The sequence below is a fragment of the Deferrisoma camini S3R1 genome (assembly GCF_000526155.1).
Taxonomy (GTDB): domain Bacteria; phylum Desulfobacterota; class Deferrisomatia; order Deferrisomatales; family Deferrisomataceae; genus Deferrisoma; species Deferrisoma camini.
The window spans coordinates 61,703-87,898 of sequence record NZ_JAFN01000001.1 but is presented as its reverse complement, the minus strand read 5'-3'; the positions used below and the strand labels follow the sequence as shown (position 1 = coordinate 87,898).

General features: G+C 68.7%; 21 protein-coding genes. 14 read left to right on the top strand and 7 right to left on the bottom strand.

Annotation, left to right across the window (positions count from 1 at the left end):
- Window positions 1-599: 599 nt before the first annotated feature.
- Window positions 600-1,043 (bottom strand): hypothetical protein, encoded by a 444-nt coding sequence (locus DEFCA_RS0100410; RefSeq protein WP_025321073.1) that lies wholly within the window; start codon window positions 1,041-1,043, stop codon window positions 600-602.
- Window positions 1,040-2,119: a type IV pilus twitching motility protein PilT gene (locus DEFCA_RS0100405; protein WP_025321072.1), complete on the bottom strand. Its 1,080-nt coding sequence runs from the start codon at window positions 2,117-2,119 to the stop codon at window positions 1,040-1,042. Before DEFCA_RS0100405 ends, DEFCA_RS0100410 begins: the two co-directional genes overlap by 4 nt.
- A 717-nt stretch (window positions 2,120-2,836) precedes the next feature.
- On the opposite strand from DEFCA_RS0100405, the gene DEFCA_RS0100400 reads away from it, so the two are divergent.
- The 7 genes from DEFCA_RS0100400 (at window position 2,837) to prmA (ending at window position 8,840) form a co-directional block, all read left to right on the top strand.
- Window positions 2,837-3,259 (top strand): hypothetical protein, encoded by a 423-nt coding sequence (locus tag DEFCA_RS0100400; protein ID WP_169709386.1) that lies wholly within the window; start codon window positions 2,837-2,839, stop codon window positions 3,257-3,259.
- A 34-nt stretch (window positions 3,260-3,293) separates the two neighbouring features.
- Entirely contained in the window at window positions 3,294-4,259 is a 966-nt protein-coding gene (locus DEFCA_RS0100395; protein ID WP_025321070.1) for a TAXI family TRAP transporter solute-binding subunit, read from the top strand.
- A gap of 13 nt (window positions 4,260-4,272) precedes the next feature.
- Complete coding sequence (locus tag DEFCA_RS18895) at window positions 4,273-4,830, top strand: DUF1850 domain-containing protein (protein WP_025321069.1); 558 nt, start codon at window positions 4,273-4,275, stop codon at window positions 4,828-4,830.
- A 201-nt stretch (window positions 4,831-5,031) separates the two neighbouring features.
- On the top strand, window positions 5,032-6,912 hold the full coding sequence (locus DEFCA_RS0100385) for a TRAP transporter permease (protein ID WP_245693400.1): 1,881 nt from the start codon (window positions 5,032-5,034) through the stop codon (window positions 6,910-6,912).
- A gap of 197 nt (window positions 6,913-7,109) precedes the next feature.
- Window positions 7,110-7,535 (top strand): acyl-CoA thioesterase, encoded by a 426-nt coding sequence (locus tag DEFCA_RS0100380; RefSeq protein ID WP_025321068.1) that lies wholly within the window; start codon window positions 7,110-7,112, stop codon window positions 7,533-7,535.
- Window positions 7,532-8,035: a hypothetical protein gene (locus DEFCA_RS0100375; RefSeq protein ID WP_025321067.1), complete on the top strand. Its 504-nt coding sequence runs from the start codon at window positions 7,532-7,534 to the stop codon at window positions 8,033-8,035. The genes DEFCA_RS0100380 and DEFCA_RS0100375 overlap by 4 nt, the downstream gene beginning before the upstream one ends.
- Complete coding sequence (prmA, locus tag DEFCA_RS0100370; RefSeq protein ID WP_025321066.1) at window positions 7,989-8,840, top strand: 50S ribosomal protein L11 methyltransferase; 852 nt, start codon at window positions 7,989-7,991, stop codon at window positions 8,838-8,840. The genes DEFCA_RS0100375 and prmA overlap by 47 nt, the downstream gene beginning before the upstream one ends.
- 70 nt (window positions 8,841-8,910) lie before the next feature.
- Here the strand turns inward: prmA and DEFCA_RS23895 are convergent, their stop codons facing one another.
- Window positions 8,911-10,473 carry an HD-GYP domain-containing protein gene (locus tag DEFCA_RS23895; RefSeq protein ID WP_025321065.1) on the bottom strand — a complete coding sequence of 521 codons (1,563 nt, stop codon included), beginning with the start codon at window positions 10,471-10,473 and terminating at the stop codon, window positions 8,911-8,913.
- 199 nt (window positions 10,474-10,672) lie between these two features.
- Between DEFCA_RS23895 and DEFCA_RS0100360 the strand changes: the two genes are divergently transcribed.
- From DEFCA_RS0100360 to DEFCA_RS0100340, 5 genes are all read left to right on the top strand, one after another.
- Window positions 10,673-13,315 (top strand): efflux RND transporter permease subunit, encoded by a 2,643-nt coding sequence (locus tag DEFCA_RS0100360; protein WP_025321064.1) that lies wholly within the window; start codon window positions 10,673-10,675, stop codon window positions 13,313-13,315.
- A 57-nt stretch (window positions 13,316-13,372) separates the two neighbouring features.
- Complete coding sequence (locus tag DEFCA_RS0100355; RefSeq protein ID WP_025321063.1) at window positions 13,373-14,164, top strand: outer membrane lipoprotein-sorting protein; 792 nt, start codon at window positions 13,373-13,375, stop codon at window positions 14,162-14,164.
- Window positions 14,165-14,323: 159 nt separating this feature from the next.
- Window positions 14,324-15,544, top strand: a complete 1,221-nt coding sequence (locus DEFCA_RS0100350) for a DUF1302 family protein (protein WP_025321062.1) — start codon at window positions 14,324-14,326, stop codon at window positions 15,542-15,544.
- A 6-nt stretch (window positions 15,545-15,550) separates the two neighbouring features.
- The gene (locus DEFCA_RS0100345; RefSeq protein WP_025321061.1) at window positions 15,551-16,057 is read left to right on the top strand and encodes a CBS domain-containing protein; all 507 of its coding nucleotides are present in this window, start codon (window positions 15,551-15,553) and stop codon (window positions 16,055-16,057) included.
- On the top strand, window positions 16,054-17,274 hold the full coding sequence (locus tag DEFCA_RS0100340; protein ID WP_025321060.1) for a cation:proton antiporter: 1,221 nt from the start codon (window positions 16,054-16,056) through the stop codon (window positions 17,272-17,274). Before DEFCA_RS0100345 ends, DEFCA_RS0100340 begins: the two co-directional genes overlap by 4 nt.
- Window positions 17,275-17,476: 202 nt before the next feature.
- Here DEFCA_RS0100340 and DEFCA_RS18890 read toward each other — a convergent pair whose 3' ends face one another.
- Together DEFCA_RS18890 and DEFCA_RS0100330 are read right to left on the bottom strand one after the other, a co-directional pair.
- Window positions 17,477-17,794, bottom strand: a complete 318-nt coding sequence (locus DEFCA_RS18890; protein WP_084318548.1) for a nucleotidyltransferase family protein — start codon at window positions 17,792-17,794, stop codon at window positions 17,477-17,479.
- The gene (locus tag DEFCA_RS0100330) at window positions 17,773-18,159 is read right to left on the bottom strand and encodes a HEPN domain-containing protein (RefSeq protein ID WP_025321058.1); all 387 of its coding nucleotides are present in this window, start codon (window positions 18,157-18,159) and stop codon (window positions 17,773-17,775) included. Before DEFCA_RS0100330 ends, DEFCA_RS18890 begins: the two co-directional genes overlap by 22 nt.
- Window positions 18,160-18,675: 516 nt before the next feature.
- Here DEFCA_RS0100330 and DEFCA_RS18885 point away from each other — a divergent pair.
- Window positions 18,676-20,166, top strand: coding sequence for a hypothetical protein (locus DEFCA_RS18885; RefSeq protein ID WP_025321057.1), 1,491 nt, complete (start codon window positions 18,676-18,678; stop codon window positions 20,164-20,166).
- A 170-nt stretch (window positions 20,167-20,336) separates the two neighbouring features.
- Entirely contained in the window at window positions 20,337-22,676 is a 2,340-nt protein-coding gene (locus DEFCA_RS0100320; RefSeq protein ID WP_025321056.1) for a cytochrome c3 family protein, read from the top strand.
- 374 nt (window positions 22,677-23,050) lie between these two features.
- On the opposite strand, the gene DEFCA_RS20030 is transcribed toward DEFCA_RS0100320, so the two are convergent.
- Complete coding sequence (locus DEFCA_RS20030; protein ID WP_025321055.1) at window positions 23,051-23,596, bottom strand: TlpA family protein disulfide reductase; 546 nt, start codon at window positions 23,594-23,596, stop codon at window positions 23,051-23,053.
- A gap of 106 nt (window positions 23,597-23,702) precedes the next feature.
- Window positions 23,703-26,108, bottom strand: coding sequence for a cytochrome c3 family protein (locus tag DEFCA_RS0100310; RefSeq protein ID WP_025321054.1), 2,406 nt, complete (start codon window positions 26,106-26,108; stop codon window positions 23,703-23,705).
- Window positions 26,109-26,196: the final 88 nt, after the last annotated feature.

The following is a 26,196-nucleotide window of genomic DNA, read 5'->3' as shown; positions in this document are numbered from 1 at the left end:
CCAGGGCGGCACGCCGGCCCGCTCGGGCCGGGGCAGCACCGTTGGGCCTTAGCCCGCATTGTTCATGAGCGTTCGTCGCGAAACCGTGGAGCGCGCGTCAGATCGGGGCAAGCACGAGCGCACCCGGAGCGCGGGCGTACCGTCGACACGTCGAGCCCCGAGGCGCGAGCACGCCACGAGAGGGCGGGGAAGCGGCGGTTGCGGCAGAAGGCTCCTCGAATGATGCGGCTAGAGTACTCGCCCCTCTCCAAGAAGCAAGCACCGTTCCGGGGAGCGGGCGCCGGCGGCCGGGGCCCTCCCGGCCCGGAGGTGCACAGAGTCCTGCAGGGTGGGGAGTAGTCGACAGTCGAGGGGGGCCTGCGCTATGGGGCCAGAGGGTGGGGCGGATCCTTCCGGAAACTTCGGGCCGCTGGGCAGCTAAGCGGCCGGGCGGCTCTCGAACAGCCGCGCCGAAGCTCGGGGGCCTGGGGCCTGGTGGAGCGCTGGACGCCGCTCCTTGGATTGCCCCGCCCCCGGATGCGTATCCGACGGATGGCAACTTGGTATCAGACAACGGCACACGAAGGCGCGGCGATCGGATGCTGCGCTCGCGGCCGGCCTCACTCCCCTAACTTCAGAACGACCAGGAGGGCCTTACGCACCCATACCCCGTGATCCGAGCGGCGCACGAACACCCACTCGCCCGGGGTACGCAGGGCGTCGACCGGCCGGCCCTGGGCCTCCAGGAGCAGATCGCCGGCGAGCTCGTGCCCCCCGGCCAGGCGCACCTCCACGGGCACGGCCCGAGCCCAAGGAGCCGGCTGGGAGCCGGGGTCCCGGATCTCCACCGCGGCCACCTGGCCGGTTCCCACCAGGCAGAACCGGCCCTCGACGTCCCGGAACGGCACCACCGGGCCGGCCTCCTCCAGCAGCTGCCACACGGGCTGGGGGCCGGCGCCGGCCGGAGACACGGGCGACACGAACAGGTCCCCCTCGGCCCGGGTGCCGTCCGCCAGGTACAGCCGGACCCGCAGGGGGGTCTTCTCCACCCGCAGCCGGCTCATGTGAGCCCCTCCCGCTCCTCCTCCGAGAGGAACCGGACGAACGGCTCCTTCACCACGGCTTTCTCGTAGGCCTCCCGCGGCGCGATGATCTTCTGCTCGAGCAGGGCCAGGATCGCGGTCTCCAGCGACTGCATGCCGTGCTTCTTGCCGGTCTGGATCGCCGAGGGGATCTGGTAGGTCTTGCCCTCCCGGATCAGGTTCGAGATCGCCGGGGTGACGACGAGCACCTCGAGGGCCGCGACCCGGCCGGGCTTGTCCACCCGACGAAACAGGTTCTGGGCCACCACGGCCTTGAGGCTGTCGGCCAGGGTGGAGCGGATCTGGGGCTGCTCCTCCGCGCTGAACACCTCGATCACCCGGTCCACGGTCTTGGCCGCGTTCTGAGTGTGCAGGGTCCCGAACACCAGGTGGCCGGTGGCCGCCGCCTCGATGGCGAGCGCGATGGTCTCCTTGTCGCGCATCTCGCCCACCAGGATGATGTCCGGGTCCTCCCGCAGGGCGGCCCGGAGGGCCACGGCGAAGCTGCGGGTGTGGGTGCCCACCTCCCGGTGGCTCACCAGGCACCCCTGGCTCTGGTGTACGAACTCGATCGGGTCTTCGATGGTGATGATGTTGTCCCGCCGGTTCCGGTTGGCCTCGTCGATGATGGCCGCGAGCGTGGTGGACTTGCCCGAGCCCGTGGGGCCGGTGACCAGCACCAGGCCCTTCCGAAGGTAGGCCAGCCGGCGCACCGCGTCGGGCAGCCCGAGGTCCTCGCAGGTGAGGACCTGGGAGGGAATGGTACGGAACACCGCCGCCGCCCCGAACTTCTGCACGAAGTAGTTGGCCCGGAACCGGGCCACCCCCTCCAGCTCGTAGGCGAAATCCACGTCGCCGGTCTCCTCGAACCGGGCCCACACCTCGTCCGGGGCGATCTCCCTGAGCAACTCCCGGAGCCCCTGGTCGGTCAGGGGCTCGGCCTTCAGTTTTTTGAGCTCCCCGTGGATCCGCATGGCCGGCAGGTTGCCCGCGACCAGGTGCAGGTCCGAGGCCCCCTGCTGGACCATGGCCCGGAAATAGGCGTCGAGTCTCGGCATGGCGTCCTCCCGCGCTTTTTCACCCGCGTGCTGCTCATCGGCCCAAGGGAGTCGGGCCTTGAGGCCGGAGGGTAGCAGGAGTCCACACCCTCCCGCCCTTTAGCTCCTCTAGCCTTCCGATCGGCCGAGGGCCCAAGCCCGACGACCGAAGTGACCTGGAAGCCCCCTTCGGCCGCTGCGGGACCCTACAACGGAGAAGGGTCACGTGCGTTGGTCCGGGGCCGTGGCTGGCGGCGGGCATGGGGCCTGCTTCCGGCCGCGCGCGAAGCCGGGCACTGAGATTCGCCGCGCAGGCACGGGGCACCGGCGGTGGCTTCATAACCGTTCGGCGGGGCACGAACGAACTCACGGTGCGGGCGTTGGAAGCACTGCGCGGCGAGCCAAGGAGCCGCGCACGGCTCTCCAGCAGACCCCATGCCCCCGAGACCGTGAGGTGGCGCCAAAGAGCCGGGGTCACACTTGAAACGCTCTGAACTCATGTAGGTTTTCATGCGTCCTAGCGTCCTAGCCTCCCAGCGTCCTAACGGACGTTACATGGAAGCGGGCCGAAGGCCCCAGACCGACGACCGTTGACCGCAGACCGTCGACCGAAGTGACTGGGAAGGGTTGACACCCCCTGCAACGAATGGCACTCTGACCGCGTTTCTCCTGTTCAAAACGGCATTTGGTGTGGCAAGACCTTACGGAACGTCCACCCAAGGGGAAAGGAGGATCGCGATGAGAAGGTGGGGAACGACCGCAGTCGCGCTGGCCGCCGGAGCAGGGCTTCTCTGGACGACCGGGTGCGCCGGGCAGCAGGTGGTGAAGGAAGGACCGGTGCCCTGCGCGCCCGAGGGCAAGATCGAGAAGCAGATCGCGCCCGAGGTGAGCTTGGAGGAGCTCACCTGCTTCATCAAGGACTACAAGAAGACCCCGTCGCTCCACTTCAAGGTGAGGATCAAGAACGTGTCGTCCCAACCCCACCGGTACCGGGTGAACCTGTTCCTGGACGACGGCAAGGCGGTGGGCGGTCTGATTCCACGGAAAGGCAAGCCGCCGGTGGTGAAACCCGGCGAGGAGGCCAGTTTCACCTACCCGGTCAAGGGCCTCACCCGGCCCCCGGCCAGCCTCACCGTGCTCGTGAAGACCCTGGGCGACTGATCGCCACGATCCGGACAAAAAAGGAGGAACTCCCATGCGGAAGAAGGCGGCGTTGTGGGCGTTGTGCGCGGCGGTGGCCCTGGCCGGCCCGGCCGCGGCCCGGACCACGTTCATCTCGATCGGCACCGGCGGCACCGGCGGGGTGTACTACCCTTACGGGGGCGGCCTGGCCGAGATCTGGTCCAAGTACGTGCCCGGCGTGAAGGCCGTGGCCGAGGTCACGGGCGCCAGCGTGGAGAACGTGAAGCTGGCCCACAAGGGCGAGACCGTGATCGGCGAGGTCATGGGCGACGTGGCATACCAGGCATACCGGGGCATCGGCAAGTTCCAGGGCAAGCCCCAGAAGATCCTGGCCATGGCTTGCATGTACCCCAACGTGCTCCAGATCGTGACGCTGAAGGGGTCGGGGATCCAGAACGTGACCGACTTCAAGGGCAAGCGGGTGAGCATCGGCGCACCCGGCAGCGGCACGGCGTTCATGGCGGAACTGGTCCTGAAGACCCTGGGCGTGCCCCTGGATAGCTTTAACGTCTTCCGGCTGTCGTTCAACGAGACCGCCAACGCCCTGCGGGACGGCACCATCGACGCCGGGTTCTGGGTCGTGGCGCCGGGCACCAGCTCCATCATGGACCTGGCCACCACCCACGACATCGAGATCGTGGGCTTCACCCCCGAGCAGCAGAAGAAGGTCGAGCAGGCCTACGACTACTACTCGGCCTGGACCCTGGAGGGAGGGGTGTACCGGGGCGTGGACCAGCCCGTGCCCACCCTGAGCGTGTGGAACGTTATCATCTGTCAGAGGGATCTACCCGAGGACCTAGTGTACCAGCTGACCAAGACCCTGTTCGAGCACACGGACTACCTGGAGCAGATCCACCCGTTCGCCAAGTACACCACCCCCGAGAACGCGGTGGGCAAGTCCCCCATCCCCTTCCACCCCGGCGCCATCCGGGCGATCGAGGAGAAGGGGATCAAGGTGCCCGCCAAGCTGCGGCCCTGACCCGGCACGAGGGATGAGACGCCCCCTGGCCCGGCCGGCGCTCACCGCGCTGGCCGGGCTGTTTGCTGTGATCCTGTGGGTCTGGTCCGCCGGCCCGGGCGGGGTCGAGCTGGCCGTGGTCCCGGTGCGGGGGGGGCCGCCCCTGTGGGTGGGCCTGCTTGACCCGGGGGAGCGGTTCACGCTCCACTATGTGCACTCGGTGGACCGGGAGCCGATCTGGGAGGTCCACTCGGTGGACGCGGCGGGCCGCATCTACGTGGAGGACGAGCGGTTCGTGATGGTGGGCGCCGGCATGGGCGACCTGCCCGGCCGGGGGCGGTGGACCGGGTCGGGGGGGCTGCAGGCGATCGAGGGCATGCACTACCCCGTGGGCGAGTTCGTGCTGCGGGTGGGGAGCCCCGGCGTGGACCACACCATCGAGTGGAGGGGCACCGCGGTGAACCTCTCGGAGCGGGTGCCGGGGCAGCCGGTCCGGTTCACCACCCGGCCGGTGCCGCGCCTCACCCGTTGGGTCCGAACCCTGCTGCGGCCCGCGGCCGACCCCCTTGTTGCCAACCCGGCGACAAGATAGGGAGGGGGCTGGCCCCGGCGCCCTAGCAGGCCCCACGCCCGCGGGCCGACGGCGGTGCCATCGGGGGCCTCTTCCAGGGGTTGGTGCGCGCTACCAAGCTGGAATCACGAATGTCTTAGCTGCCTAGCCGCCCAGCGGGCCGAAGGCCCCAGACCGACGACCGTGGACCGTAGACCGAAGTTACACGGAAGGATGCCTGAGATGGACCAAGCCACGCCGTTTTCCCGTACCGTCGGCCGGGTGGTCACCGTGCTGGCGGTGGCCCTGAGCCTGTTCCAGCTCTACACGGCCGGGCTCACGGCGCTCACGGCGCTGATCCAGCGGTCGGTGCACCTGGGCGCCATCCTGTGCCTGGTGTTCCTCATCTACCCCCCGTTCCGGAGGGTGCGCAAGGACCGGCTCAACCTCTGGTGGGTCCTCGACCTCGGCCTGATCGGGCTCACCCTGTACTGCGTGCTGTACCTGGACTTCAACCTGCTCGCGATCTTCGAGCGCCAGGGCGACTGGCTGCCCCAGGACGTGTGGGTGGGGGTGATCGGGACGCTCCTGGTGCTCGAGGCCTGCCGCCGGGTGATCGGGTGGGTCATGGCCGGAATCTGCGCCCTGTCGCTCCTCTACGCGTACTTCGGGCCCTACATGCCCGACGTGATCATCCACAAGGGCTACAGCGTGGAGCGCATGGCCACCACCCTGTGGCTCACCACCGAGGGCATCTTCGGCATTCCCATCGGGGTGGCCGCCACCTTCGTGTTCATTTTCGTCCTGTTCGGGGCGTTCCTCGAGGTGAGCGGCGGGGGGAACTTCTTCATCGACCTGGCCCACGCCCTCACGGGGCGGTTCAGCGGAGGCCCGGCCAAGACCGCCGTGATCGCCAGCGGGTTCATGGGCTCGGTGTCCGGGTCGGCCGTGGGCAACGTGGTGGCCACCGGCTCGTTCACGATCCCCATGATGAAGCGGGTGGGCTTCAAACCCCACGTGGCCGGAGCCATCGAGGCGGCCGCCAGCACCGGCGGCCAGCTCATGCCGCCCATCATGGGGGCGGGCGCGTTCCTGATGGCCGAGTTCACGAACACCAGCTACCTCGAGATCATCAAGGTCGCGTTCGTACCGGCCCTGCTGTACTACTTCACCGTGCTGCTGTTCGTGCACTTCGAGGCCAAGAAGACCGGCCTCCACGGCCAGGCCAAGGAGAACCTGCCCAGGGCCTCGAAGGTGTTGGCCGAGAACCTTCACTTCCTGATCCCGGTGGCCGTGCTGGTGGCCGCGCTGCTTGCCCACGTCTCGCCCATGAAGGCCGGGTTCCTGGCCGTGGTGAGCGTGTGGGCGGCGAGCCTGATCCGGTCGAAGAGCCGCATGGGGCCCCGGAAGCTCCTGGAGGCCCTGGAGAAGGGCGCCCGGGGCGCGGTGGTGGTGTCGGTGGCGTGTGCGGCGGCCGGCATCATCGTGGGCATGGTGTCCCTGACGGGCATCGGGCTGAAGTTCAGCGGGCTCGTGCTGGAGTTCTCGTTCGGTCACGAGATCCTGGCCATCCTTCTGATCGGGCTGGCATCCCTGGTGCTCGGCATGGGGCTTCCGGTCACGGCGTCGTACATCGTGCTGGTGATCCTGGCCGGCCCGGCCCTGGTGGAGCTGGGGGTGCCGCTCATGGTGGCCCACATGATCGTGTTCTGGTACTCCCAGGACGCCAACGTGACCCCCCCCGTCAGCCTGGCCAGCTTTGCCGGCGCGGGCATCGCGGGCGCGCCGCCCATGCAGACCGCGTTCGTGTCGTGGAAGCTGGCCAAGGGGCTCTACATCATCCCCATCGTCATGGCCTACCGGCCCCTGCTCATGAACGGCCCCCCTATGGAGGTGGCCGCCACCATGGTGGCCACCGCCGCCGGGCTGGCCGCGTTCGCCGCGGCGCTGGACCGGTACCTGTTGCGGGCGGCCACCTGGGTCGAGACGGCCCTGCTGGCCGGTGCGGCGCTCGCCTGCTTCTGGCCGTCGCTGTGGACCGACGCGGTGGGGTACCTGCTGCTGGCCGCGGCCGTGACCTCCCAGATCCTGCGGGGCCGGAACGAGGCGCCGGCAGCCGCGTGAGTGCGGGGAAGCCTCGTCAGGCCCCTGCGGGCTAGAGACTAGAAACTAGATTTTGGGCCGCACGCGGCTCTCCAGCAGACCCCATGCCCCCCGAGGTCTTGGCGTCGGCGCTCAGGAGTCGCCTGGCCGCCCAGCGGGCCGAAGGCCCCCGACCGACGACCGACGACCAACGACCAACGACCAACGACCGAAGTCACATGGACGGATTCCGCTTCACCCTGCCCTACTCGCCCCGAATCCAGGACATCAACTACGGCGGGCACGTGTCGTATGCGGCGGTGCTGTACTACTTCCAGGACGCCCGGATCGCGTACCTGGCCCGGCTCGGTCCGTTCTCCGAGACCGACGTGGGCGAGGGGTGCGCCCTCATCATCCCCGAGGTGCACGTGCGGTACCGGGCCGAGATGTTCCTGGGCGACCCCCTGGAGATCGGGGTGCGGGTGCGGGAGATCCGACGCTCGAGCCTGACCATGGAGTATCGGATCGAGCGGGAGGGAGAGGTCGCGGCCGAGGGGGAGACCCCGCTCGTGGTGTTCCACTATGCCTCCCGGTCGGTACGGCGGGTGCCCGATGCCCTGCGCACGGCCGTGGCCGGTTTCGAGGGGCTGCCGGTGCCGGCGTGAGCCCCGAACCGACCGGCTGGCTGCTGGCCGTGGACGTGGGGCTCCGAACCGGGCTCGCCCTGTTCTCCCGAGACGGCCGGCTGCTGTGGTGCCGGACCCGGCATCTGCCGGACCGCACGAGGCTCCGCCGGGCGATCCGGGGGCTGCTGGCCCGGCTGCCCGACCTTCGGTGGGTGGTCCTGGAGGGCGGGGGGCCGCTGGCCGAGCTGTGGCACCGCGAGGCCCGGCGCCGGGGTTTGCGGGTTCGGATCACCCAGGCCGAGGTGTGGCGCAGGGACGTGCTGTTGCCCCGGGAGCAGCGAACCGGAGCCGGCGCGAAGCGCTCGGCCCTTTCGCTGGCCGAGCGGGTCGTGAGGGCATCGGGCGCGCCCCGGGCCACCCCGCTGCGGCCCGACGCGGCCGAGGCCGTGCTCCTGGGCCGGTGGGCGTGGGAACGCATCGCGAGGGACCCAGATGGAACCGACGACCTGGCAGAGGCTGACCGTATCGGCCCCCCCTGAGGTGCGCGAGGCCCTGGCCGCCCTGCTGGTGGACTGGGGTGCGGCCGGCACGGCCGAGGAAACCGGGGCCCTGTCCGCCTGGTTCCGCCCGGCCGACCGGCCGGGGGTCCAGGCCCGGCTGGAGCGCTACGCCCTGGACCTGGGGGCGCCCGTGGGGTGGCGGTGGGACGACGAACCCGAGGACGGTTGGCGGGACCGGTGGAAGGCGTTCTACCGCCCCGCCCGGGTCTCGGAGCGCCTCGGGGTCTGCCCCACCTGGGAGGAGTGGCCCGGGAAGGATCCGAGGGTGCGGGTGATCCGGCTCGACCCGGGCCGGGCCTTCGGCACCGGCACCCACGAGACCACCCGGCTGTGCCTGGGGCTCCTGGACCGGGCGCTCTCGGCCCGGCCCGACGCCCAGGTCCTGGACGTGGGGTGCGGCTCGGGCATCCTGTCGATCGGCGCCCTCCTGCTGGGCGCCGGCAGGGCCGTCGCCCTCGACATCGACCCCCTGGCGGCCCAGGCGGCCCGGGAGAACGCCCGCCGCAACGGCGTGGCCGACCGCCTGCGGGTGGTGGCCGGGGACCTACGGGCCGTGGGCGGGACCTACCCCCTCGTGGTGGCCAACATCCTGTACCAGGTGCTCCTGGGGCTCGCGCCCGAGCTCTCCGCCCGGGTCGAGCCGGGCGGCACCCTGATCCTGTCGGGGCTCCTCACCCAGGAGGCGGCATCGGCCGAAACGGTGTACGGGGCGCTCGGGCTCCGGCCCGAGACCCGGGAGGTGGAGGGGGAGTGGGCTGCCGTAGTGTTGCGGAGAGCTTCTTGACCCGGTGACAAGGCAGGCGCGCTTCCTGGGGGGGGCGAGGGACCTGCCTCCGGCCGGGCGCGCTCCCCCTTCAGCCGCTGGCGGCCCGGGCCTCGGGCGCCTCGGGCTCCAGGTCGGGCCAGCGGGGGGCGTTGTCCAGGAACACCCGGGCCACCTCGGGGTCGAACTGGGTGCCCGCGCACCGCTCGATCTCCTCGTAGGCCACCTCGTTGGGCAACCCCTGGCGGTAGGGCCGATCCGAGGTCATGGCGTCGAAGGTGTCGGCCACGGCCAGGATCCGGGCCCCCAGGGGCAGGGAGTCGCCCCTGAGCCCGTCGGGGTAGCCCCGGCCGTCGATCCGTTCGTGGTGGTGCCGGATGATGGCCAGGGTCTCCCCCATGGCCCGGATCTCCCGCACGATCTCGGTGCCCACCTCGGGGTGCCGCTGGATCAGGCGGAACTCGTGGTCGTCCAGGCGGGCGGGCTTGTTCAGCACGGCGCTGGGCACCCCGATCTTTCCCACGTCGTGGAGCACGGCGGCCCGCACCACCACGTCCACCTCGGCCGGCGGAAGGCCGAGGGCCTGGGCGATCAGCCGGCTGTAGTGGGTCACCCGATCCGAATGGCCCCGGGTGTAGGGGTCCTTGGCCTCGATCGCCCCCGCCAAGGCCCGGATCGACTCGTTGACCGTGCGCCGCAGCCCCTCCAGAAGCCCGGCCTTCTCCAGCGCCACCGCCACCTGCCGGCCCAGGGTGACCACGAGCCGTTCGTCGTGGGGCCCGAACCGACCGGCCGGGTCGTCCCCCCCGAAGTTCAGCACCCCCAGGGGCTCGTCCTGGCCGAACAGCGGCACGCTCAGGATCGACCGGGGCCGGTACCGCACCACCTCTTCCGCCTCCGCGAACCGGCCGTTCTCCTGGATGTCGGACACCAAGATCGGCCGCCGCTCGGCCAGGGCGTGCCGGGCCACCCGGCTGTCCTCCAGGGGGAACTCGAGCCCCCGGATCCGCTCGCGTCGCGGGCCCACGGCCTCCACCACCCGCAGCCGGTCCGGCCCGTCCAGGAGCAGGAGCGACCCGGTGGTGGCCCCCAGGAACCGGCTCATCTCGCCCAGGGCCACGTGGAGGGCCTGCTCCAAGCTCTCGGAGCCGTGGAGCTTCTCCACGATGCCGTAGAGAATCTGGAGGCGTCTCTCGTGGCTTCGACGCTGGGCCCGGTCCTTGCGGGCCTCGGCCTCCAGCAGCGCCACCCGACGGCGGTCGGCTTCCTCCTGGAGCCAGCGGGCCGACAGGTGCTCGGCCAGGGAACGGCGGAGGGCGCCGGTAGCGGGAAGCGGCAGGGTGAGGCAGTGGTCGGGGCGGGCCCATGCCCCGAGGTCGTCGTGGCCCGGCAGGGTGTCGGCCGGGCCCTCCAGCACCAGGAACAGGTCCGGGGCGGTGCGGAACAGGTCGTCCACCTCGTCCCGGCCCCATCCGTGGCCCCAGGCCGCAAAACACACCGCGTAGGGGTCGTCCTCGGCCCGGGCCACCTCGATCCGGTCCAGGGCGGCGCGGGGCCGCGCCTCGGTGTCCACCCGGTACGCCCCCGCCGGGAACGCACCCGGCCGGGCCTCCCGCGAAACCCAGAGAATCCTCGCCACCCTTCCCGCCTCCATGCGACCCCTCCCCTGCGTTCCACCCAACCCGACCCTTGTGCGGATCGACCGGACGGACCCCGGACTTGAGCGGTCGACCGGGCCTTGCGCTTTTTCCGATCTGCCCTACATTCCCGGTCTGTATCCTTTCGGCCGGGCGAGCATCCAACCCGGCGCAGGCAAGGGCAGACCGATCGACATCGCACAGGGAGGAGGTCCCATGGGCCGCAAGATCACCCAGTTTGCCGTGAACCACCCCAAATGGGTCGTTTTCCTGGCAGTGCTCGTGACCGCGATCTCGCTGGTGCGGGTTCACACGATCCGGGTGGACACCGACCCCGAGAACATGCTGAGCGAGCAGGAAGCGGTGAGGGTGTTCCACAACCAGACCAAGCGCGAGTTCGCCCTGTCGGACATGATCGTGCTGGGCGTGGTGAACGAGAAGGACCCGGACGGGGTGTTCAACCCCGAGACCCTGGGCAAGATCTACCGGATCACCGACGGCATCAAGAAGATCCAGGGCGTGGTCACGGCGGACCTCATGGCCCCGAGCACGGTGGACGACATCCTCCAGGCCGGGCTGGGCTCGGTACGGTTCCAGTACCTAATGGAGCGGCCGCCCAAGGACCGCGCCGAGGCGTTGCACATCCGGGACCGGGCCATGGCCAACCCCCTCCTCAAGGGCACGTTGGTGAGCGAGGACGGCAAGGCCCTGGCGATCTACGTGCCCATCGAGAAGAAGAGCATCGCCCACCGGGTGAGCCAGCAGATCCGGGAGCTGATCGCGGCCGAGCCTCCGGGCTCCGAGCAGTACCACATCACCGGTCTGCCCGTGGCCGAGGACACCTTCGGGGTCGAGATGTTCAAGCAGATGGCCATCTCGGCGCCGCTGGCGGGGCTGATCATCTTCCTGCTCATGCTCTTCTTCTTCCGGAAGCTCACCCTGGTGATCTCGCCCATGGTGGTGGCCATGCTCACGGTGATCTTCACCATGGGCGCGCTGATCAGCACCGGCCACACCGTACACATCATGAGCTCCATGATCCCGATCTTCCTGATGCCGATCTCGGTGGTGGACTCGGTTCACATCCTGTCCGTGTTCTTCGACCGATATCAGCAGTACAAGAACCGGAAGAAGACCCTGCACGTGGTGATGGGTGAGCTGTTCATGCCCATGCTCTACACCAGCCTCACCACGGCGGCCGGGTTCGCGAGCTTGGCCCTCACCCCCATCCCGCCGGTGCAGGTGTTCGGGCTGTTCGTGGCGCTGGGAGTGGGCATCGCCTGGATCTTCACCGTGACCGTGGTGCCGGCCTACATCCTGCTGTTCATCCCGGAGCGCAAGCTCGAGAACTTCGGGGCCACGGCCCACGGCGAGGAGGACGAGGGCCACTCTCCCCTGGCCCGGATCCTGGTGTGGGGCGGCCGCATCACCCGGGAGCATGCCAAGCTGTGGCTGGGGCTCACGGGCGTGGTGCTCGCCATCTCGGCCTACGGCATCACCCGGATCCAGATTAACGACAACCCGGTGAAATGGTTCACCAAGAACCACCCCATCCGGGTGGCCGACCGGGTGCTCAACGCCCACTTCGGCGGCACCTACGAGGCCTACCTGGTGCTCCAGCCCCCGGCCTCGCCCGAGGCCCTGCGGGCCGCCCTGGAGCCCGTGCGCACGTTTCTGTCCAAGGAGGCCGACGCAGCCGCGGAGCCCCAGGTGCGTCAGGTGGTGGGCGAGCTCCAGGCGAAGCTGGCCGAGCTCGAGGCCAAGGAGGCCCAGGCCGACGAGCCGAACCCCGTGCGGGTGGTCGAGGCCCTGGCCAACGAGCTGAACCGGCTCTACGACACCGTGCCCGAGGACCAGGCCGCCGTGCTCGACACCCTCGACACCCTGGCCGATGGGCTTGAGGACCAGCGCACGGCCCTGCACACCTTCAAGAGCCCCGAAGTGCTCCGGTGGGTGGAGGGGTTCCAGAAGTACCTGTCCAGCCACCAGATCGTGGGCAAGACCAACGCGCTCACCGACGTGGTCAAGAAGGTCTACATGGAGCTGCTGGGGGGCAAGCCCGAGGCCCTGCGCATCCCGGACACGCCCCAGGCCGTGGCCCAGACCATCCTGTCGTTCCAGGGGAGCCACGACCCCGAGGACGTGTGGCACCTGGTGACCCCGGACTTCCGGAAGCTCAACATCTGGTTCCAGCTCAAGAGCGGCGACAACAAGGACATGGAGGCGGTGGTCCGAGAGGTGGAGCGGTACTTCCAGGAGAACCCGCCGCCGGTGGAGCTCTCCCACGCCTGGGCCGGGCTCACCTACCTGAACGTGGTGTGGCAGGACAAGATGGTCAAGGGCATGCTTTCGAGCCTGCTGGGAAGCTTCGCCATCGTGTTCGTGATGATGGTGTTCCTGTTCCGGTCGGTGCTGTGGGGGCTGCTGTCGATGATCCCCCTGTCGGTCACGATCGCGCTCATCTACGGCCTGATCGGCCTCGTGGGCAAGGACTACGACATGCCGGTGGCGGTGCTCTCCAGCCTGACCCTGGGCATGAGCGTGGACTTCGCCATCCACTTCATCGAGCGGGCTCGGGAGCTGTTCCGCGAGACCGGGTCCTGGGCCAAGACCGCCGCGCTCATGTCCATGGCGCCGGCGCGGGCCATCACCCGCAACGCCATCGTGATCGCGGTAGGCTTCCTGCCGCTCCTCCTGGCGCCCCTGGTGCCCTACAAGACCGTGGGCTTTTTCCTGGCCACCATCATGGGCGTGTCGGGCGTGGCCACCCTGGTGATCCTGCCCGCCATGATCCAGGTGCTGCGGGGCCCCCTGTTCCGCAAGGAACGGCGGGAGCTCGAGCAGAAGACCGCGGCGTGAACGCGACCGACGACCGGAGACCGATATAACAAGACCGACATAAAAAGGAGGTTCATCATGAAGCGTTTCGCAGTGGCAGCCGCGCTCAGCCTGCTCGTGTTCCCCGCGATCGGGGCCCAGGCCCTTTCCGTGGACGAGATCGTCCAGAAGGCCAACCTGGCCAGCTACTACGCGGGCGACGACGGCATGGCCCGGGCCGAGATGATCATCTACGACAAGCAGGGCCGGACCCGGGAGCGGGAGTTCACGATCCTGCGCAAGGACAAGGAGGACGGGGGCGAGCAGTTCTACTACGTGTACTTCCACCGGCCGGGCGACGTGCGCAAGACCGTGTTCCTGGTGCACAAGTACCTGGATCGGGACGACGACCGGTGGCTCTATCTGCCGGCGCTCGATCTGGTGAAGCGGATCGCCGCCTCGGACAAGCGCACCAGCTTCGTGGGGTCCCACTTCTTCTACGAGGACGTGTCGGGCCGCAGCCCGGCCGACGACACCCACACCCTCAAGGAGGAGACCGACCGGTACTACGTGCTGGACAACGTGCCCAAAGACCCCTCCACCGTGGAGTTCGCCCACTACCTGGTGTGGATCGACAAGACCACCTTCCTGCCCATGAAGGCCGAGTACTACGACGGCCAGGGCAAGGTGTACCGTCGGATGGAGGTGCTGGAGGTCAAGGAGATCCAGGGCATTCCCACGGTGACCAAAGCCAAAATGAGCGACCTCAACACGGGCGGGTACACCGAGATGACCTTCAAGAAGATCGAGTACAACAAGGGCATCCCCGACAGCATCTTCACCGAGCGCTACCTGCGCAAACCGCCCCGGAGGTACATCCGGAGGAGGTAGGCGGGGAGGCGGGGACGTTAGGACGCTGGGACGTTAGGCGGCTGGGAGGCTCGCCGCCCAGCCGCCACGACCAACGACTCACGACTCACGATTTACGATTCACGACCTACGACTTACGATTTACGGCCGTTCCCAACGACCGACCACAGGAGCCGTTCCATGCGCAAGGGGATCTGGATCGCACTGCTGGCAGCCCTGGCCGCCGGGCCGACCGCGGCCCAGGATCTGCCGTTCCATGGGTTCGTGGAGGCGGCCGCCGCCTCCCGGGTGGCGAACGACGACACCACGGCCGACGACATGCTCTTGGAGGAGGCCCGGTTCCAGGTGGATCTGATCCACGAGGTGGATGCGGCAACCATGGAGTTCCGGGCCGACTTCCTCCACGACGGGGTGGCCGGAGAGAGCCAGTTGGACGTGCGCGAGGCCAACATCGTGCTGACCCCCCTCGAGAGCCTGGACCTCAAGATCGGCCGCCAGGTGCTCACCTGGGGCACCGGCGACCTGATCTTCCTGAACGACCTGTTTCCCAAGGACTGGCAGAGCTTCTTCATCGGCCGGGACGACGAGTACCTGAAAAAGCCCTCGGACGCGGTGCGGGCCTCGTGGTACGGCGAGGTGTTGAACCTGGACGTGGCCTGGATGCCGGTGTTCGAGGCCGACGGGTTCATCTCGGGCGAGCGGATCAGCTACTGGAACCCCCTGGCCGACCGCCGGTTCGGCCCGGACGACCCCACGATCGATCCGGACGAGCCGGACCGGAGCCTGGGGAACGGGTCGGTGGCGGCCCGGCTCTACGGCACGCTCGGCGGGTGGGAGACCGCCCTGTACGCCTACCGCGGCCACTGGGGCCAGCCCAAGGGGTTCGACCCAGCGGCCAACCGGGCCTACTTCCCCCGGCTCGAGGCGTGGGGCGCGAGCGCCCGGGGCGCCGTGCTGGGCGGGATCGCTGCGACCGAGTTCGCCTGGTACCGGAGCCTGGACGACAAGGGCGGAAACGACCCCACGATCCCCAACTCGCAACTGCGGTGGCTCGGCAGCTTCTCCCACGAGATCGCCCGGGACCAGACCCTGGGTCTTCAGGCCTACCTGGAGAGGGCGGTGCAGTTCCCGGACGTGGGATTCACCGACCAGAACCGATGGTGGCTCACGGCCCGGTACACGGGGCTGTTCCTCCAGCAGAACCTGACCCTGTCGCTCTTCGCCTTCTACTCGCCCACCGAGGACGACGCCTACCTGCGGCCCAAGGCGAGCTACAAGGTGTCGGACGAGGTCCTCGTGACCCTCGGGGGCAACGTGTTCCTGGGCGCCCACGACGACACGTTCTTCGGCCAGTTCGAGGACAACACCAACGTCTATGCCCGGGTGCGGTACAGCTTTTAGGCCGCCATGCCCTCACACGATCCCGAAGACATCCGCCGCCTGTTCGAGGCGTTCTACGCCCTGCCGGCCCGGGACGTCATGGACCCGACGTTCCGGGCCGCGGCCTTTCTGCCGCCCCACATGCCGGTTCTGGACGCCGTGGAGGTGTTCCAGTCGGTGGACCACGCCTGGATCGTGCCCGACCCGGCCCGCCGGTTCGGCGTGCAGAGCATCCTGCTCCGGAGGGACCTGCTCCGGGCCATGGAACCCACCCACGAGTCCTACTCCAAGTTCCTGCGCCTGCGGTTCCGCAGCCTGGCCCACGGAGCGGCCGACTGCACCTGCTGCCTCGTCGAGGGCCGGGTTCTCCATCGGGTGGGGCCCGACACCCCCTGCCGGGACGTGGTGCACCTCATGGAGTCCAAGGGCGCCCTGTGGCTGCCGGTGATCGAAGGGGACGAGCTGGTGGGTGAGATCGGCTCGCTCCAGGTGATCCGGGCCCTGCACCGGCTCCGCTCGGGGGCGGGCCGGTGAACCCGGCCGCGTTCCTCGGCACCCTCGCCCTGGCCCTGGCCGCGGCAAAGGTGCTCGGCCAGGCCTTCGACCGGCTCAAGCTCCCCCCCATCCTCGGCCAGATCCTGGCCGGGGTGCTCCTCGCGTCCTTGCCCGGCTTCATGCGGCCGGTCCTCCACAGCGAGGGGTTCGGAGCGCTGAGCGACCTGGGGCTCATCTTCCTCCTTCTGATCACCGGCACCGAGTCGAGCCTCCGGGACATCCGCCGTGCCGGCGGCCCCTCGGTCCTGGTGGCCCTGGGCGGGGTGACGGTCCCGTTCTTCCTGGGGCTGGTCGCGGCCCGATGGGCCGGGTTCGACCTGGCCCAGGCCCTGGCCACGGGAGCGCTGTTCACCCCCACCAGCATCGGTATCACCGCGGTCACCCTGCTGGAGGCCGGTCGGATCCGGACCCAGGTGGGAGCCACCCTGGTGGGGGCCGCCATCCTCGACGACGTGATCGCCCTGTCCCTGCTGGCCGTGGTGCTCGGCACCGGCAGCCCCCAGCGGGTCCTGTTCGGCGCGGTCGTGTACTTCGCCCTGACCGGTGCCTTCGTGTGGAAGGCCCTGCCCCTGGTGTACCGGTCGTTCCGACGGATCCACCTGCCCGAGGCCCCCCTGACCTTCGTGGTGATCGTGGCCCTGGGGCTGGCCGCCCTGGCCGAGACCGCCGGCCTCGCCGGCATCACGGGCGCCTTCGTGGCGGGGCTGGCCGTGCGCGAGACCATGGGCGAGGAGAAGCTCATGGACCGGGTGCACGCCGTGGCCTACGGGGTGTTCATCCCCCTGTTCTTCGTGGGGCTCGGGGCCGACCTCGACCTGGGCGGCCTCAGAGGGCTCGGCCGGGTGGGCCCGGTGCTCCTGGCCGCCAGCTTCGTGGGCAAGTTCCTGGGATCGGCTGCGGGCGCCTTGGCGGGGCGGCTCCGGCCCGTGCGGGCCCTTCAGGTGGGCATCGGCATGCTGCCGCGGATGGAGGTGTCGCTGGTGGTGGTGGCCGTGGCGGTGCGCCAGGGCATCTTCGCGGGGCCCCACGCCGACCTCATGACCGGCGTGGCGCTTCTCAACATGGCCCTGAGCCTCCTGGCCACCCCCGTGCTGCTCCGGTTCGCCTTCGGCCTGGAGCCCGCCGTGGAGCCCCACCACCCCCACGCCGACGACGGGCTCACGCGACGGCGCAACGACACAAAGGGAGAGGGATGATCCGTTGGGCCGTAGCGAGCGTGGCGCGAGTCCCCCATCCCTGACGACGTTCCACACTGCGGCCAAAACTTCAGGTTTCACGCAACGACGCCACGGCGCAACAGAGAGCAAAACCCGTGGCGGGCGTTGCGAGCGTGGCGTGAACCCCCCATCCCTGACGCCCCCTCCAGCCATGGCGGAAACTTCGGGCTCGCGCAACGGCCTACGGCCCCGTTGAAAGGGGGATCCCCGTCCTTTCCACCCACGCGCCGAACCCGGACCGGTCTTCCGAGCGGACCAACAGGTGGGGCTCGATCCGCGGGTCCACAGCACCCGCGATCTCGTAGAGATCGGTGAGGAGGTTCAGGTAATCCACTCGGGCATCCAGGCGTTCGAGGATCAACCCCACGTCGACATCGCTCGTTTCGTGCGCTCTCCCCTGAGCATACGACCCGAACAAAACGGCACGCTCGAACCAAAGGCGACGCCTGGCCCTGAGCGCAAACTCCTGAGCCACCCTTACAGCTTGCTCTTGATCCATGTATGGAACCCCGCGGTGCGTCTCACCAGCTCATCGCATTTGCGCCGGGTCAAGGCCTTCTCGAGGCGGGCACGGTTCTCCGGATACCGCGTCTCCACGTTCAGCGGCTCCAACTCCGCGATCAGCCTCCGGTCTTCCGCGCGAACCTCCTTCTCCGCTCCGATGGCTTGCAGCAGGAGTCGCAAATTGTGCGTTCGCGGGGGGAGTTCCCCCCGGGCCGCTTGGTACCACGCCTTGAGGTCCTTCTCCACCGTCTGATGACACATGAACCCCACGTAGAGGTAACGCCCCGTGCGCAGCATCGCATCCGCTGTGCCCAGGTCGTACTCTGCGAGGTCCACCCAGTACCGGACCGCCTCGTCCATACCACCGCCCCAGCCACCCGCTACCCCCATTCCCCCGGCAGCAGGCTATCAGAAAGAACACTAGACGCAAACTTCCGTCTCACGCAACGACGCAACGGAGCGCAAAACCCGTGGCGGGCGTTGCGAGCGTGGCGTGAACCCCCCATCCCTGACGCCCCCTCCGGCCATGGCGGAAACTTCGGGCTCGCGCGACGACGCTTGACTTCCGTAGGTCGTTCGTCACAGGTCGCCGGTCGTTGGTCGTTCGTCATGGACCGTGGCCGGCCCGGGGTTACACACGACAAACGGCCACAAACCGCGTGGCGTGGGGCCCGTCGGCGTGGAACACACGCTCGCGCTCATTGTGTACACCGTCACAAGAAGGTAAAGTTACGCTCGTGCCGAAACGATCTGGAACAGGGAAAAGGGGTCTTCATGCTTCGGTGCCGTTTCCTTCCACCTCTTTTGCTTTTCGTCGGCTTGGCCTCTTGGGCCTTTGGGGGTCTGCCCGCTCCCCGGTTTCTTCCTGGCCAGCCCATGCTCGTGGGCAACCAGGTGCTCATGATGTGGAACCCGGTGCCCGGGGCAACGGGATACATCGTTTATCGCAACGGTAAGGCCGTCGCCCGGGTTACGACGAACCAGCATCTGGAGCCGGTGCCGAAGCGCTCGGGTGAATACCGCTACCAAATCGCCGCGGTCGGGCCCGAGGGGGTCGAAGGCGAGCGGAGCGAGCCAGGGCTCGTCAAGGTCCGCCATCTGGAGGCTCCCAAGCGGGTCGTGGTGCGGCCCGATCCTGCCACAGGCACCCTCGGGCTGCTTTGGGACCAGGTGGAGGGTGCGGTCATCTATAACGTGTACCGCTCTGCCGCGGGAGAACCGTTTGAGCTGCTGGCCAGCGTGCAGGATGTGACCTACGTGGACGGGGAGGTACGCCCCGGCACCCGGTACCGCTACCGCGTCACCGCCCGCGACGCCACCGGCACCGAGAGCGACCCCAGCCCCGTAGCCGAAGCCGAAGCCCGGCGCCCCCCCAAACGGGGCAAGAAACCCAAGGTATTCCGAGCGCTGCCCACACGCGAGCTCTATCGCCTCGATCGTGTCGGAGATGATCCCCTAACCGAGGTGTCGTTCCTGGGCCTCGACCCGGAGGGCGGCGTGTGGGTGGTGACTCCTCGGACGGGCCGGATCCACCGCCTGGACCCGGCGGGAAACGAAGAACGCGTCTTCGGCCCGTTCACCTCGGACCGCACCGGCTTCATCCTGCGCCCCCACAAGCTCGCTTTCGCCCCAGGCGGGGGACTCTACGTGACCGATGCCTGGAACGGCGTTCTCGCCAGGCTCACGCCCGAAGGGGAGATGACGTGGGCCCGGGGGCTCATCACTCCGCCCCCCCAGGACGAAGAGGTTTGGGAGGATTTTCCAGACCGGGTGAAGAGCCTCCCTCCCACCCCGTCGTCCGTCGCGGTGGTGGGGGACGAGATATGGGTGACCGATCAAAGGTTCCAGCTCTTGTATCGCTTCGCGCCCAACGGAGATCTGCTGGGGTACCTCGCCCATGCGAAGCGGGGCAAAGAGACCTTTCGTCTTCCGGCAGTGGGCGAGGTGGCCGCCCTGGGTGGGGGCAACGTTGTGTTGACGTTCCCCTTGTCCCACTACGCGGCCGTTCTCGACCCGGAGGGGAACGTGGTGGCCGAGTTCGGCACCGGCGTTAAGGGATACATCGGGGGGTTCGTCGGCATCCACGGGGTCCAGCCCTTCGGGGACCACCGGATCCTGTTCACCGATCCGGCCGTGGGCACGCTTCAGGTCTTCGACGTGTCCACCGGCAACTACCTATACCATGTATCCGGCGAGGAACCCCGGCCGGACCCGCAGTACCGGGAACGGGCCGACTTGCCGATCCGCAAGCCGAACATGGCCGTCACCAACGGCAGGGGGCGATTCTGGGTGTACGATGCGGCCACCCGTACGCTGGTGTGCCTGGAACAGGCGGGGCCGGTAACCCCGGCCCTGGGGAGCGAGTAGAGGGGCGCGTAGGTCGTAAGTCGCGGGTCGTTGGTCGTTCGTCGCGCGGCCCCCGTCACCCGTCACGGATCACTCGTCACTGTCTCGATCACGTTGCGATCGTGGCGTGAGAACCCCAACCCCGGACTCACACGACGGCCGGCCGCAAAGACCAAACGAAGGGGGTCCCCATGATCAGACGGCGATTCGGTTTCACGCTCGTGCTCCTGCTCACGGCCGCAGCCGCCCGGGCAGGCATCGAGGGCACGGCCCACGAGACCGAACTGGGCGGCGAGGGCGGCCCGTGCGCTGCCTGCCACATTCCCCATCAGGCAGCCGGGGAGAAGTTCTGGGCCCAGCAACCGGTGTACGAGGGCAAGGTGGGCACCATGAGCGCGCTGTGCGCCTCGTGCCATCACTCCGGCGAGGGTTACGGAGCCCTGATGACCCGGGCCCACGCCGACGACACCGTATACGCCCCGGGGAGCCACGGCCAAAAGATGTTCCTGGCCGACCCTCCGCCGGCCACGGACGTCTCGGCGTCCGGCCTGCCCGACATCGACACCGAGCACGGCTACTTCGAGTGCACCACCTGCCACAGCGTGCACGACGACACCTACCGCCCGTTCCTGCGCGACACGCCCAACGCCCTGTGCGCCCGGTGCCACCGGCTGCGCCACTACGTCTCCGGCGCCGAGCGAAGCGGCATGGGGGCCCAGGAGGGGCTGTGGGGCTCATACCGGGGCGACCGCAACCCCGGCTCCCACCCGGTGGGGGATGACGTGGTGCCCCGGTCCGACGGGCCCGTCGTCCAGATTCCCCGGATCTTTCGCACCCCTTTCTCTCCCGCACCGGGGCAATGGTCCCTGGGGGGGCATTTAAGCCGAGGAGGCCAGGGTGGGGTCACCTGCCTCACCTGCCACGCCGTGCACGGCACGGCACCGGACCCCGACGACGTGACCGTGTCCGGCGAGGTGGTGCCCCCCGCGGCCAGCATGCTGGTGAAAGCCCAGGCCGAGGCCAAGGTACCCGGATCGAAGCGCCCGGTTCCGAACGGCAACGGCGAAACCAGCGCACTGTGCGAGGCCTGCCACGGCGTGGGCAACAACCCCAGCCGCGGCCCCGCTGGCGGCCCCTGGTCCGACGGGGGGCACAACGTGAACCCCGGCCCGGCCGGACGTTACGGCCACCCGGTTGATACGTTCCCTTCGGGCACCGACGCGGGCGTGGAACGGTTCCCCGAGGGTTGGCCCGCCGGCGACCCCGCACTCGCGGGGGCCAACGTGGGGCCCGTGCCCATCTGCGAAACCTGCCACGCCCCCCACCCGGCCGCGGCGGCCGACGCGGGGCGGGGCGACGTGAAGCCCGGAGCGGGCCCGTACCTCCTCCGGGCCGCCCGCACCCTGGACCAGGGCGAACCACTGTGCGACCTGTGCCACACCCGGACCGTGCCGGACCACCACCCCGTACAGAAAGCCTTCGACAGCCGCGGCGTTCCCTACCTCCAGAACGCCACCGCCGGCCAGGGGGACATGCTCACCTGCTCGGTGTGCCACACCTCGGCCCACGACTGGACCCAGCCGGGCTGGGCCGGCCTCGACCCCAACTGGCTCCCCTTCGACAACGGCCGCTCGACCGATCAGGCCGACGACATGTACGACCCCGATATGTCCAAAACGTGCATGGACTGCCACTACTTCATGGACGGCGACGGCGCCAGCGTAAGCCCCACCCTGGGTTCCCAGCAGACCGTGATCGACCCGGCTGACGAGGAGTACGTCCACTACCAGACCCCCGACCGCAGCATGGGCACCCACTACATCGGGCTCATCCACGAGGGGGGCGACTGGCAGAAAGATCCCTTGATCGACATGCTGGACACCGCCCGCACCTGGAAAGACCAGAGCCCCGATGGTTCGTACACCGCGGGGCTCGCGCCGGGGTGGTCGCGATTCGGTGGCGAGGACCGGGACGGCTCACGGGTGCTCGTGTGCGAGAGCTGCCACGAGCTCGAACCGGACAAAAACGGCGGCTTCAAGCACCTGCTGCTCGCGCCTTACGAGGAGGGGCGAAACGGGATGGACGAGTACGCGGGGGACTCGGACGGGCACGACATTTTGTGCGAGGCCTGCCACGGCATCCCCGAGGGCACCCACCCCATGACCGGGATGATCGTGTCCCGCACGGACGAGCCCTTGAACGCCTCGGCCCCCTGGCTTCGCCGGGAGATCCTAGGCCACGCCACCCTCGACCGGGCCCGCAACGCGCTCTCCTGCGACTCGTGCCACCAGCCCCACGACGCGAACCCCAACTCCTACACATACTGTCTCGACGTCCCGGACTTCCTCGACGGAGGCGAGTGGAAGGGCCCCGGCGTCGAAACCGGGGGGCTCTACCCCGCCGTGCTGGCCGAACTGCGTGCGGGCAGCACGGCGTACCTGCAGGCCGACGGGTCACCGGGCACGCACGTGACCCCGCGGGACCGCCTCGGCAACTTCACGGGCGTCTGTCAGCAGTGCCACGCCAAATAGCACCAGCCTTTCGGCACCCGCGACGAGTGCGCATCCCTCGAGATTGACACGCCCGGCGCGCCGCTCGGACTGTCACCCCACCGGACGGGGTCGCGACGACTCGACAATTTTCCGGTCCGCACGGGCGAGTCTCTCGCCCACGCGGCCCTTCACCGACCGCACCGGCCACAACTGCCCGGCTACCGCCATCATCCGCCCCTCTCCGACGCCCCCAGGGGCACCTCAGCCCAAAAAAAACCGGAGGCCTGCTCCAAGCGAGGCCCCGTCCCTCGATGCCGCAAAAAAGGGTCCCCGGAAGGACTTCCCGTCCCACCGGGGACCCTGCTGACGGCCTTGTTTTCGGGACTGGCCCTAGCGAAAACGCGGCAGCCCCCCTACAGTGTCGCCAGCGCGTTCCCCACGAAATCCTTCCGCGGGTTCAGATTCACGAGCCGCACGGCCAGCTTCCCGTCCTTGAAAATCAAAACGGCCGGGGTCACGAACACGTTGAACAGTTCCGAGGTTTTGAACTCGGTGTCGTAGAGTACCGTCGCAATGTCGGTGATCCCATACTTCTTAATGAGCTTTCCGGCGATCTCGCGCCCGCCCACGTCCACCATCACCACCACGAAGTTCACGTCGGGGAACTTCTTCTTGAGTTCCCTCAGCCGACCCAGCTCGTTCCGGCAGGAGCCGCACGCCGACTGGGCCCAGATCACGACGGACTTTCCCTTTTTCCCGACCAACTGAGCAAGGCGTGCGCTCTTCCCGTCGTGCGCGGGAAGCGACACGTCCACGACCGGATCGCCGACGTTCTCCACCTTCGCCGGCTTCGGAGCAGGCTTCTGGGCCTGAGTCTCCTCAGCAGCCGACGCCGCGCCAACCGCGATCCCGGCCCCCAGCACCCCAACGAGCAAAATCGTTCCAATCCGTTTGATCATCGAAACGCTCCTTTATGCTACACAAAACGGACATCCGTCTCGCCCCCCCCGACAAGGGGCAGCGTGGCCCCGTGTGAGGGGCCACGCACTCCCTCCGACCTGCGGGCTACCGGTACTGTGTGTGACAAGCCGCGCAGAGGTCCGTGAAGTTGATGCTCGGGTCGCCCGTTCCCGGGCTGCCCGACGCCCAGCCGGTGTACTGGCTGACGGCCCCACCGACGCCCGACGCGGTTCCCATCTGGTCGGCGTTGAAGCCGTCCTTCAGAATGTAGATCGACGCGCCTGTGTTCCCGGAATGGACGTCGTGGCAGGCGCCGCAGGTCATGTCGTCCGTACCCTGATACACGGCTTCTGTCTTCGTACCGGCCACCGTCCCGGGATCAGCAACGGCGTATGCCGAGGTGTCCGTGTCGAGCGCCGCGCCCGTACGCGACACCGTCGCCCCGGTGGTCGGGTGGGTACCCACCGGGATGCCGTGGCAGCCGAGGCACAGGCCGTCACCCCCGGCAGCCGTGGTAGAGCTTCCAGCCACGTAGTCGTTCGGGTCCGAGGTGCTGGTGGTGTCAGCGGTCCCGCGGTCGGTCTGCACCCGCGCCATGGTATCGTCGAACTCGCCCAGGAGCAGATAGTCCTCGTCGCGGGGGTTCGTGACGGAGTGGCAGCTTTCGCAGAGCACGCCGCCGTCGGTGCTGGCCGGCCCGTTCGCGAACTCGAACACCTGGCCGCCCACCTTCGAGAACGACTCGATACGATTCGACCCCGCATAATCACCGGTGTCCGTGGGCCATTCAGCGGCTCGGATCGGCACGCCGTTCGTTCCGGGCCCGTTCGTCTGGATCCCGGGCACGGACGTGGTGTCCATGTTGGCAAGATCCACCGTCGCGTCCGTGCTGGGGGAGGCCAAGCTCGCCGCCTGGCTCACCCAGTGGGAACCGAGGCCGGTGTCGCTCGCGAGAGCGAACTTGTACGACGCCGGGTTGGCGCTGTGGCACGCCACGCACATGCCGGACGTGGGCTCGTTCGCGTTCGCGCTATCCCAGTTCAAGGCCCGCAGGATGAAGTCGTAGGGCGAGCCGCCACCCGTCGTGTCCACGGCGCCGTCCAGGAGGGTGATCCCCTGGTCTACCGCGTTGTGCGCCTTGTGGCAGGTGTAGCACTGGATGGCGGTGGGCATGTTGTCCGTGGCCGTGGCGTAGTTAGACCACGAGGTCGTGTCGTAGTTATTGGCGTTCGTGCTCGTGGGATCCGCCGGGTGGTGGACCCGGTTCGTAAGGATGGTGCCGGTGTGGCAGCCCTGGCAGAACCCGGAGTCCATCCCCGCATTGGCCGCGTCGGTCTGGGCCAGGATCGGGGTTCCCTCTTGGCCGTAGTGGGTGTCGTGGCAGGACGCACATCCCACAACGTTCCCGCTCGCGCCGGCACCGTACACCGCGGACGTCGTCCCGGTGGTTTCGTTGTTCAGCCAGCTGGCCGAGTCGATCTCGAGATCGTTGCCGGTGACGCTGCCCCGATAGGTGGCGTCGGTGTACACCGGGTGGCTCGGGTCGGTGCCCCCGGGGTTCATGGAATGACACGCGGTGCAAAGGTCAACCGCCCCCGTCACTCCCAAAAGCCCGGCGTTGTCGGTGTCGATCACCTCGTCGGCGAGGGCGTCGGTCGCGGGAACGGAATCCGCCAGTCCGGTCGGCGTGATCTGGTTCGCATCCGGATCCCAGCCGTGCACCACGTGGCAGGTGACGCAGCTGATGTTGTTCGAACCGTCCACGTGCCCACCAAGCACCCAGGAAGGAGCGGTAGCCAACGACCCCGAGTTCGTCGCGGTGTCGTCGTACACGAAGCTGAGCACCGCCGGCAACGTGACCGGGCGATCCGCGCTCCCGGAGTCCGCCGCGATGTTCACGGGGTGGGTCGAGCCACCATCCCCGTTCGAGTTGTCCCACATGAGGCCGGTGCCGCTCCCGCTCAGGCTCTGGTTCACCCGGCCGCTGTGGCACTTGCTGCAGAGGGTAAAAATCGTGTTGCCCGAGGCCAGAAACGGCCGCTCTCCGTCGGCGTTGTTGTGGGGGTTGTGGCACGACGTGCACTCGATGTCGCCGCCGTCCCCCGCGTAGTCCATGCCACTACCGCTCAGGTTGTTCCCGTCCGCAAACCGGCCCGTGTCGAGCGAGCTCTCGGTGTACATGTGGGTGGTGTCGGCAAGGTTGTCATCGAGACCGACCTGGTTGAACATCTTGGTCCCCGAGTTTCGACCCTGCATGAGGGTCGAGTCCAGGTGGCACGTGCCGCACAGGTTCGCGACCACGCCGTACCCGCTCGAGGGCGCCCCGGCCCACAGCCGATCGCCTTTCGCCCCGTGGGGCACGTGGCAATAGGAGCACACCCCCCGGCCCGTGACGCCAGCGGGCGACAGACCGAGGGCGTCCATGTCGTGCTTGGACCCGGTTACGCCGGCCCAGGCGCCGGCCGCGAAGGCCAGCGAGGCCGCAAGGGCCATTACGATCCTGCCTCTCATGGCTTTCCTCCTCTCACGGTGAAGCTTCTCCACGAAAGTTTGTGGTTGGGCTCGGTGTGCCGGCCCGGCCGGTCAGCCCGAGCGGGGC

Excerpts from the sequence above, each read along its gene's own strand:
- DEFCA_RS20030 (WP_025321055.1), bottom strand. The coding sequence starts at position 23,596 with ATGATCAAACGGATTGGAACGATTTTGCTCGTTGGGGTGCTGGGGGCC.
- DEFCA_RS0100320 (WP_025321056.1), top strand. The coding sequence starts at position 20,337 with ATGATCAGACGGCGATTCGGTTTCACGCTCGTGCTCCTGCTCACGGCC.
- DEFCA_RS18895 (WP_025321069.1), top strand. The coding sequence starts at position 4,273 with ATGAGACGCCCCCTGGCCCGGCCGGCGCTCACCGCGCTGGCCGGGCTG.
- DEFCA_RS0100360 (WP_025321064.1), top strand. The coding sequence starts at position 10,673 with ATGGGCCGCAAGATCACCCAGTTTGCCGTGAACCACCCCAAATGGGTC.
- DEFCA_RS23895 (WP_025321065.1), bottom strand. The coding sequence starts at position 10,473 with ATGGAGGCGGGAAGGGTGGCGAGGATTCTCTGGGTTTCGCGGGAGGCC.
- DEFCA_RS18890 (WP_084318548.1), bottom strand. The coding sequence starts at position 17,794 with ATGGATCAAGAGCAAGCTGTAAGGGTGGCTCAGGAGTTTGCGCTCAGG.
- DEFCA_RS0100385 (WP_245693400.1), top strand. The coding sequence starts at position 5,032 with ATGGACCAAGCCACGCCGTTTTCCCGTACCGTCGGCCGGGTGGTCACC.
- DEFCA_RS18885 (WP_025321057.1), top strand. The coding sequence starts at position 18,676 with ATGCTCGTGGGCAACCAGGTGCTCATGATGTGGAACCCGGTGCCCGGG.
- prmA (WP_025321066.1), top strand. The coding sequence starts at position 7,989 with ATGGAACCGACGACCTGGCAGAGGCTGACCGTATCGGCCCCCCCTGAG.
- DEFCA_RS0100350 (WP_025321062.1), top strand. The coding sequence starts at position 14,324 with ATGCGCAAGGGGATCTGGATCGCACTGCTGGCAGCCCTGGCCGCCGGG.
- DEFCA_RS0100380 (WP_025321068.1), top strand. The coding sequence starts at position 7,110 with ATGGACGGATTCCGCTTCACCCTGCCCTACTCGCCCCGAATCCAGGAC.
- DEFCA_RS0100410 (WP_025321073.1), bottom strand. The coding sequence starts at position 1,043 with ATGAGCCGGCTGCGGGTGGAGAAGACCCCCCTGCGGGTCCGGCTGTAC.
- DEFCA_RS0100345 (WP_025321061.1), top strand. The coding sequence starts at position 15,551 with ATGCCCTCACACGATCCCGAAGACATCCGCCGCCTGTTCGAGGCGTTC.
- DEFCA_RS0100405 (WP_025321072.1), bottom strand. The coding sequence starts at position 2,119 with ATGCCGAGACTCGACGCCTATTTCCGGGCCATGGTCCAGCAGGGGGCC.
- DEFCA_RS0100310 (WP_025321054.1), bottom strand. The coding sequence starts at position 26,108 with ATGAGAGGCAGGATCGTAATGGCCCTTGCGGCCTCGCTGGCCTTCGCG.
- DEFCA_RS0100395 (WP_025321070.1), top strand. The coding sequence starts at position 3,294 with ATGCGGAAGAAGGCGGCGTTGTGGGCGTTGTGCGCGGCGGTGGCCCTG.
- DEFCA_RS0100400 (WP_169709386.1), top strand. The coding sequence starts at position 2,837 with ATGAGAAGGTGGGGAACGACCGCAGTCGCGCTGGCCGCCGGAGCAGGG.
- DEFCA_RS0100355 (WP_025321063.1), top strand. The coding sequence starts at position 13,373 with ATGAAGCGTTTCGCAGTGGCAGCCGCGCTCAGCCTGCTCGTGTTCCCC.
- DEFCA_RS0100330 (WP_025321058.1), bottom strand. The coding sequence starts at position 18,159 with ATGGACGAGGCGGTCCGGTACTGGGTGGACCTCGCAGAGTACGACCTG.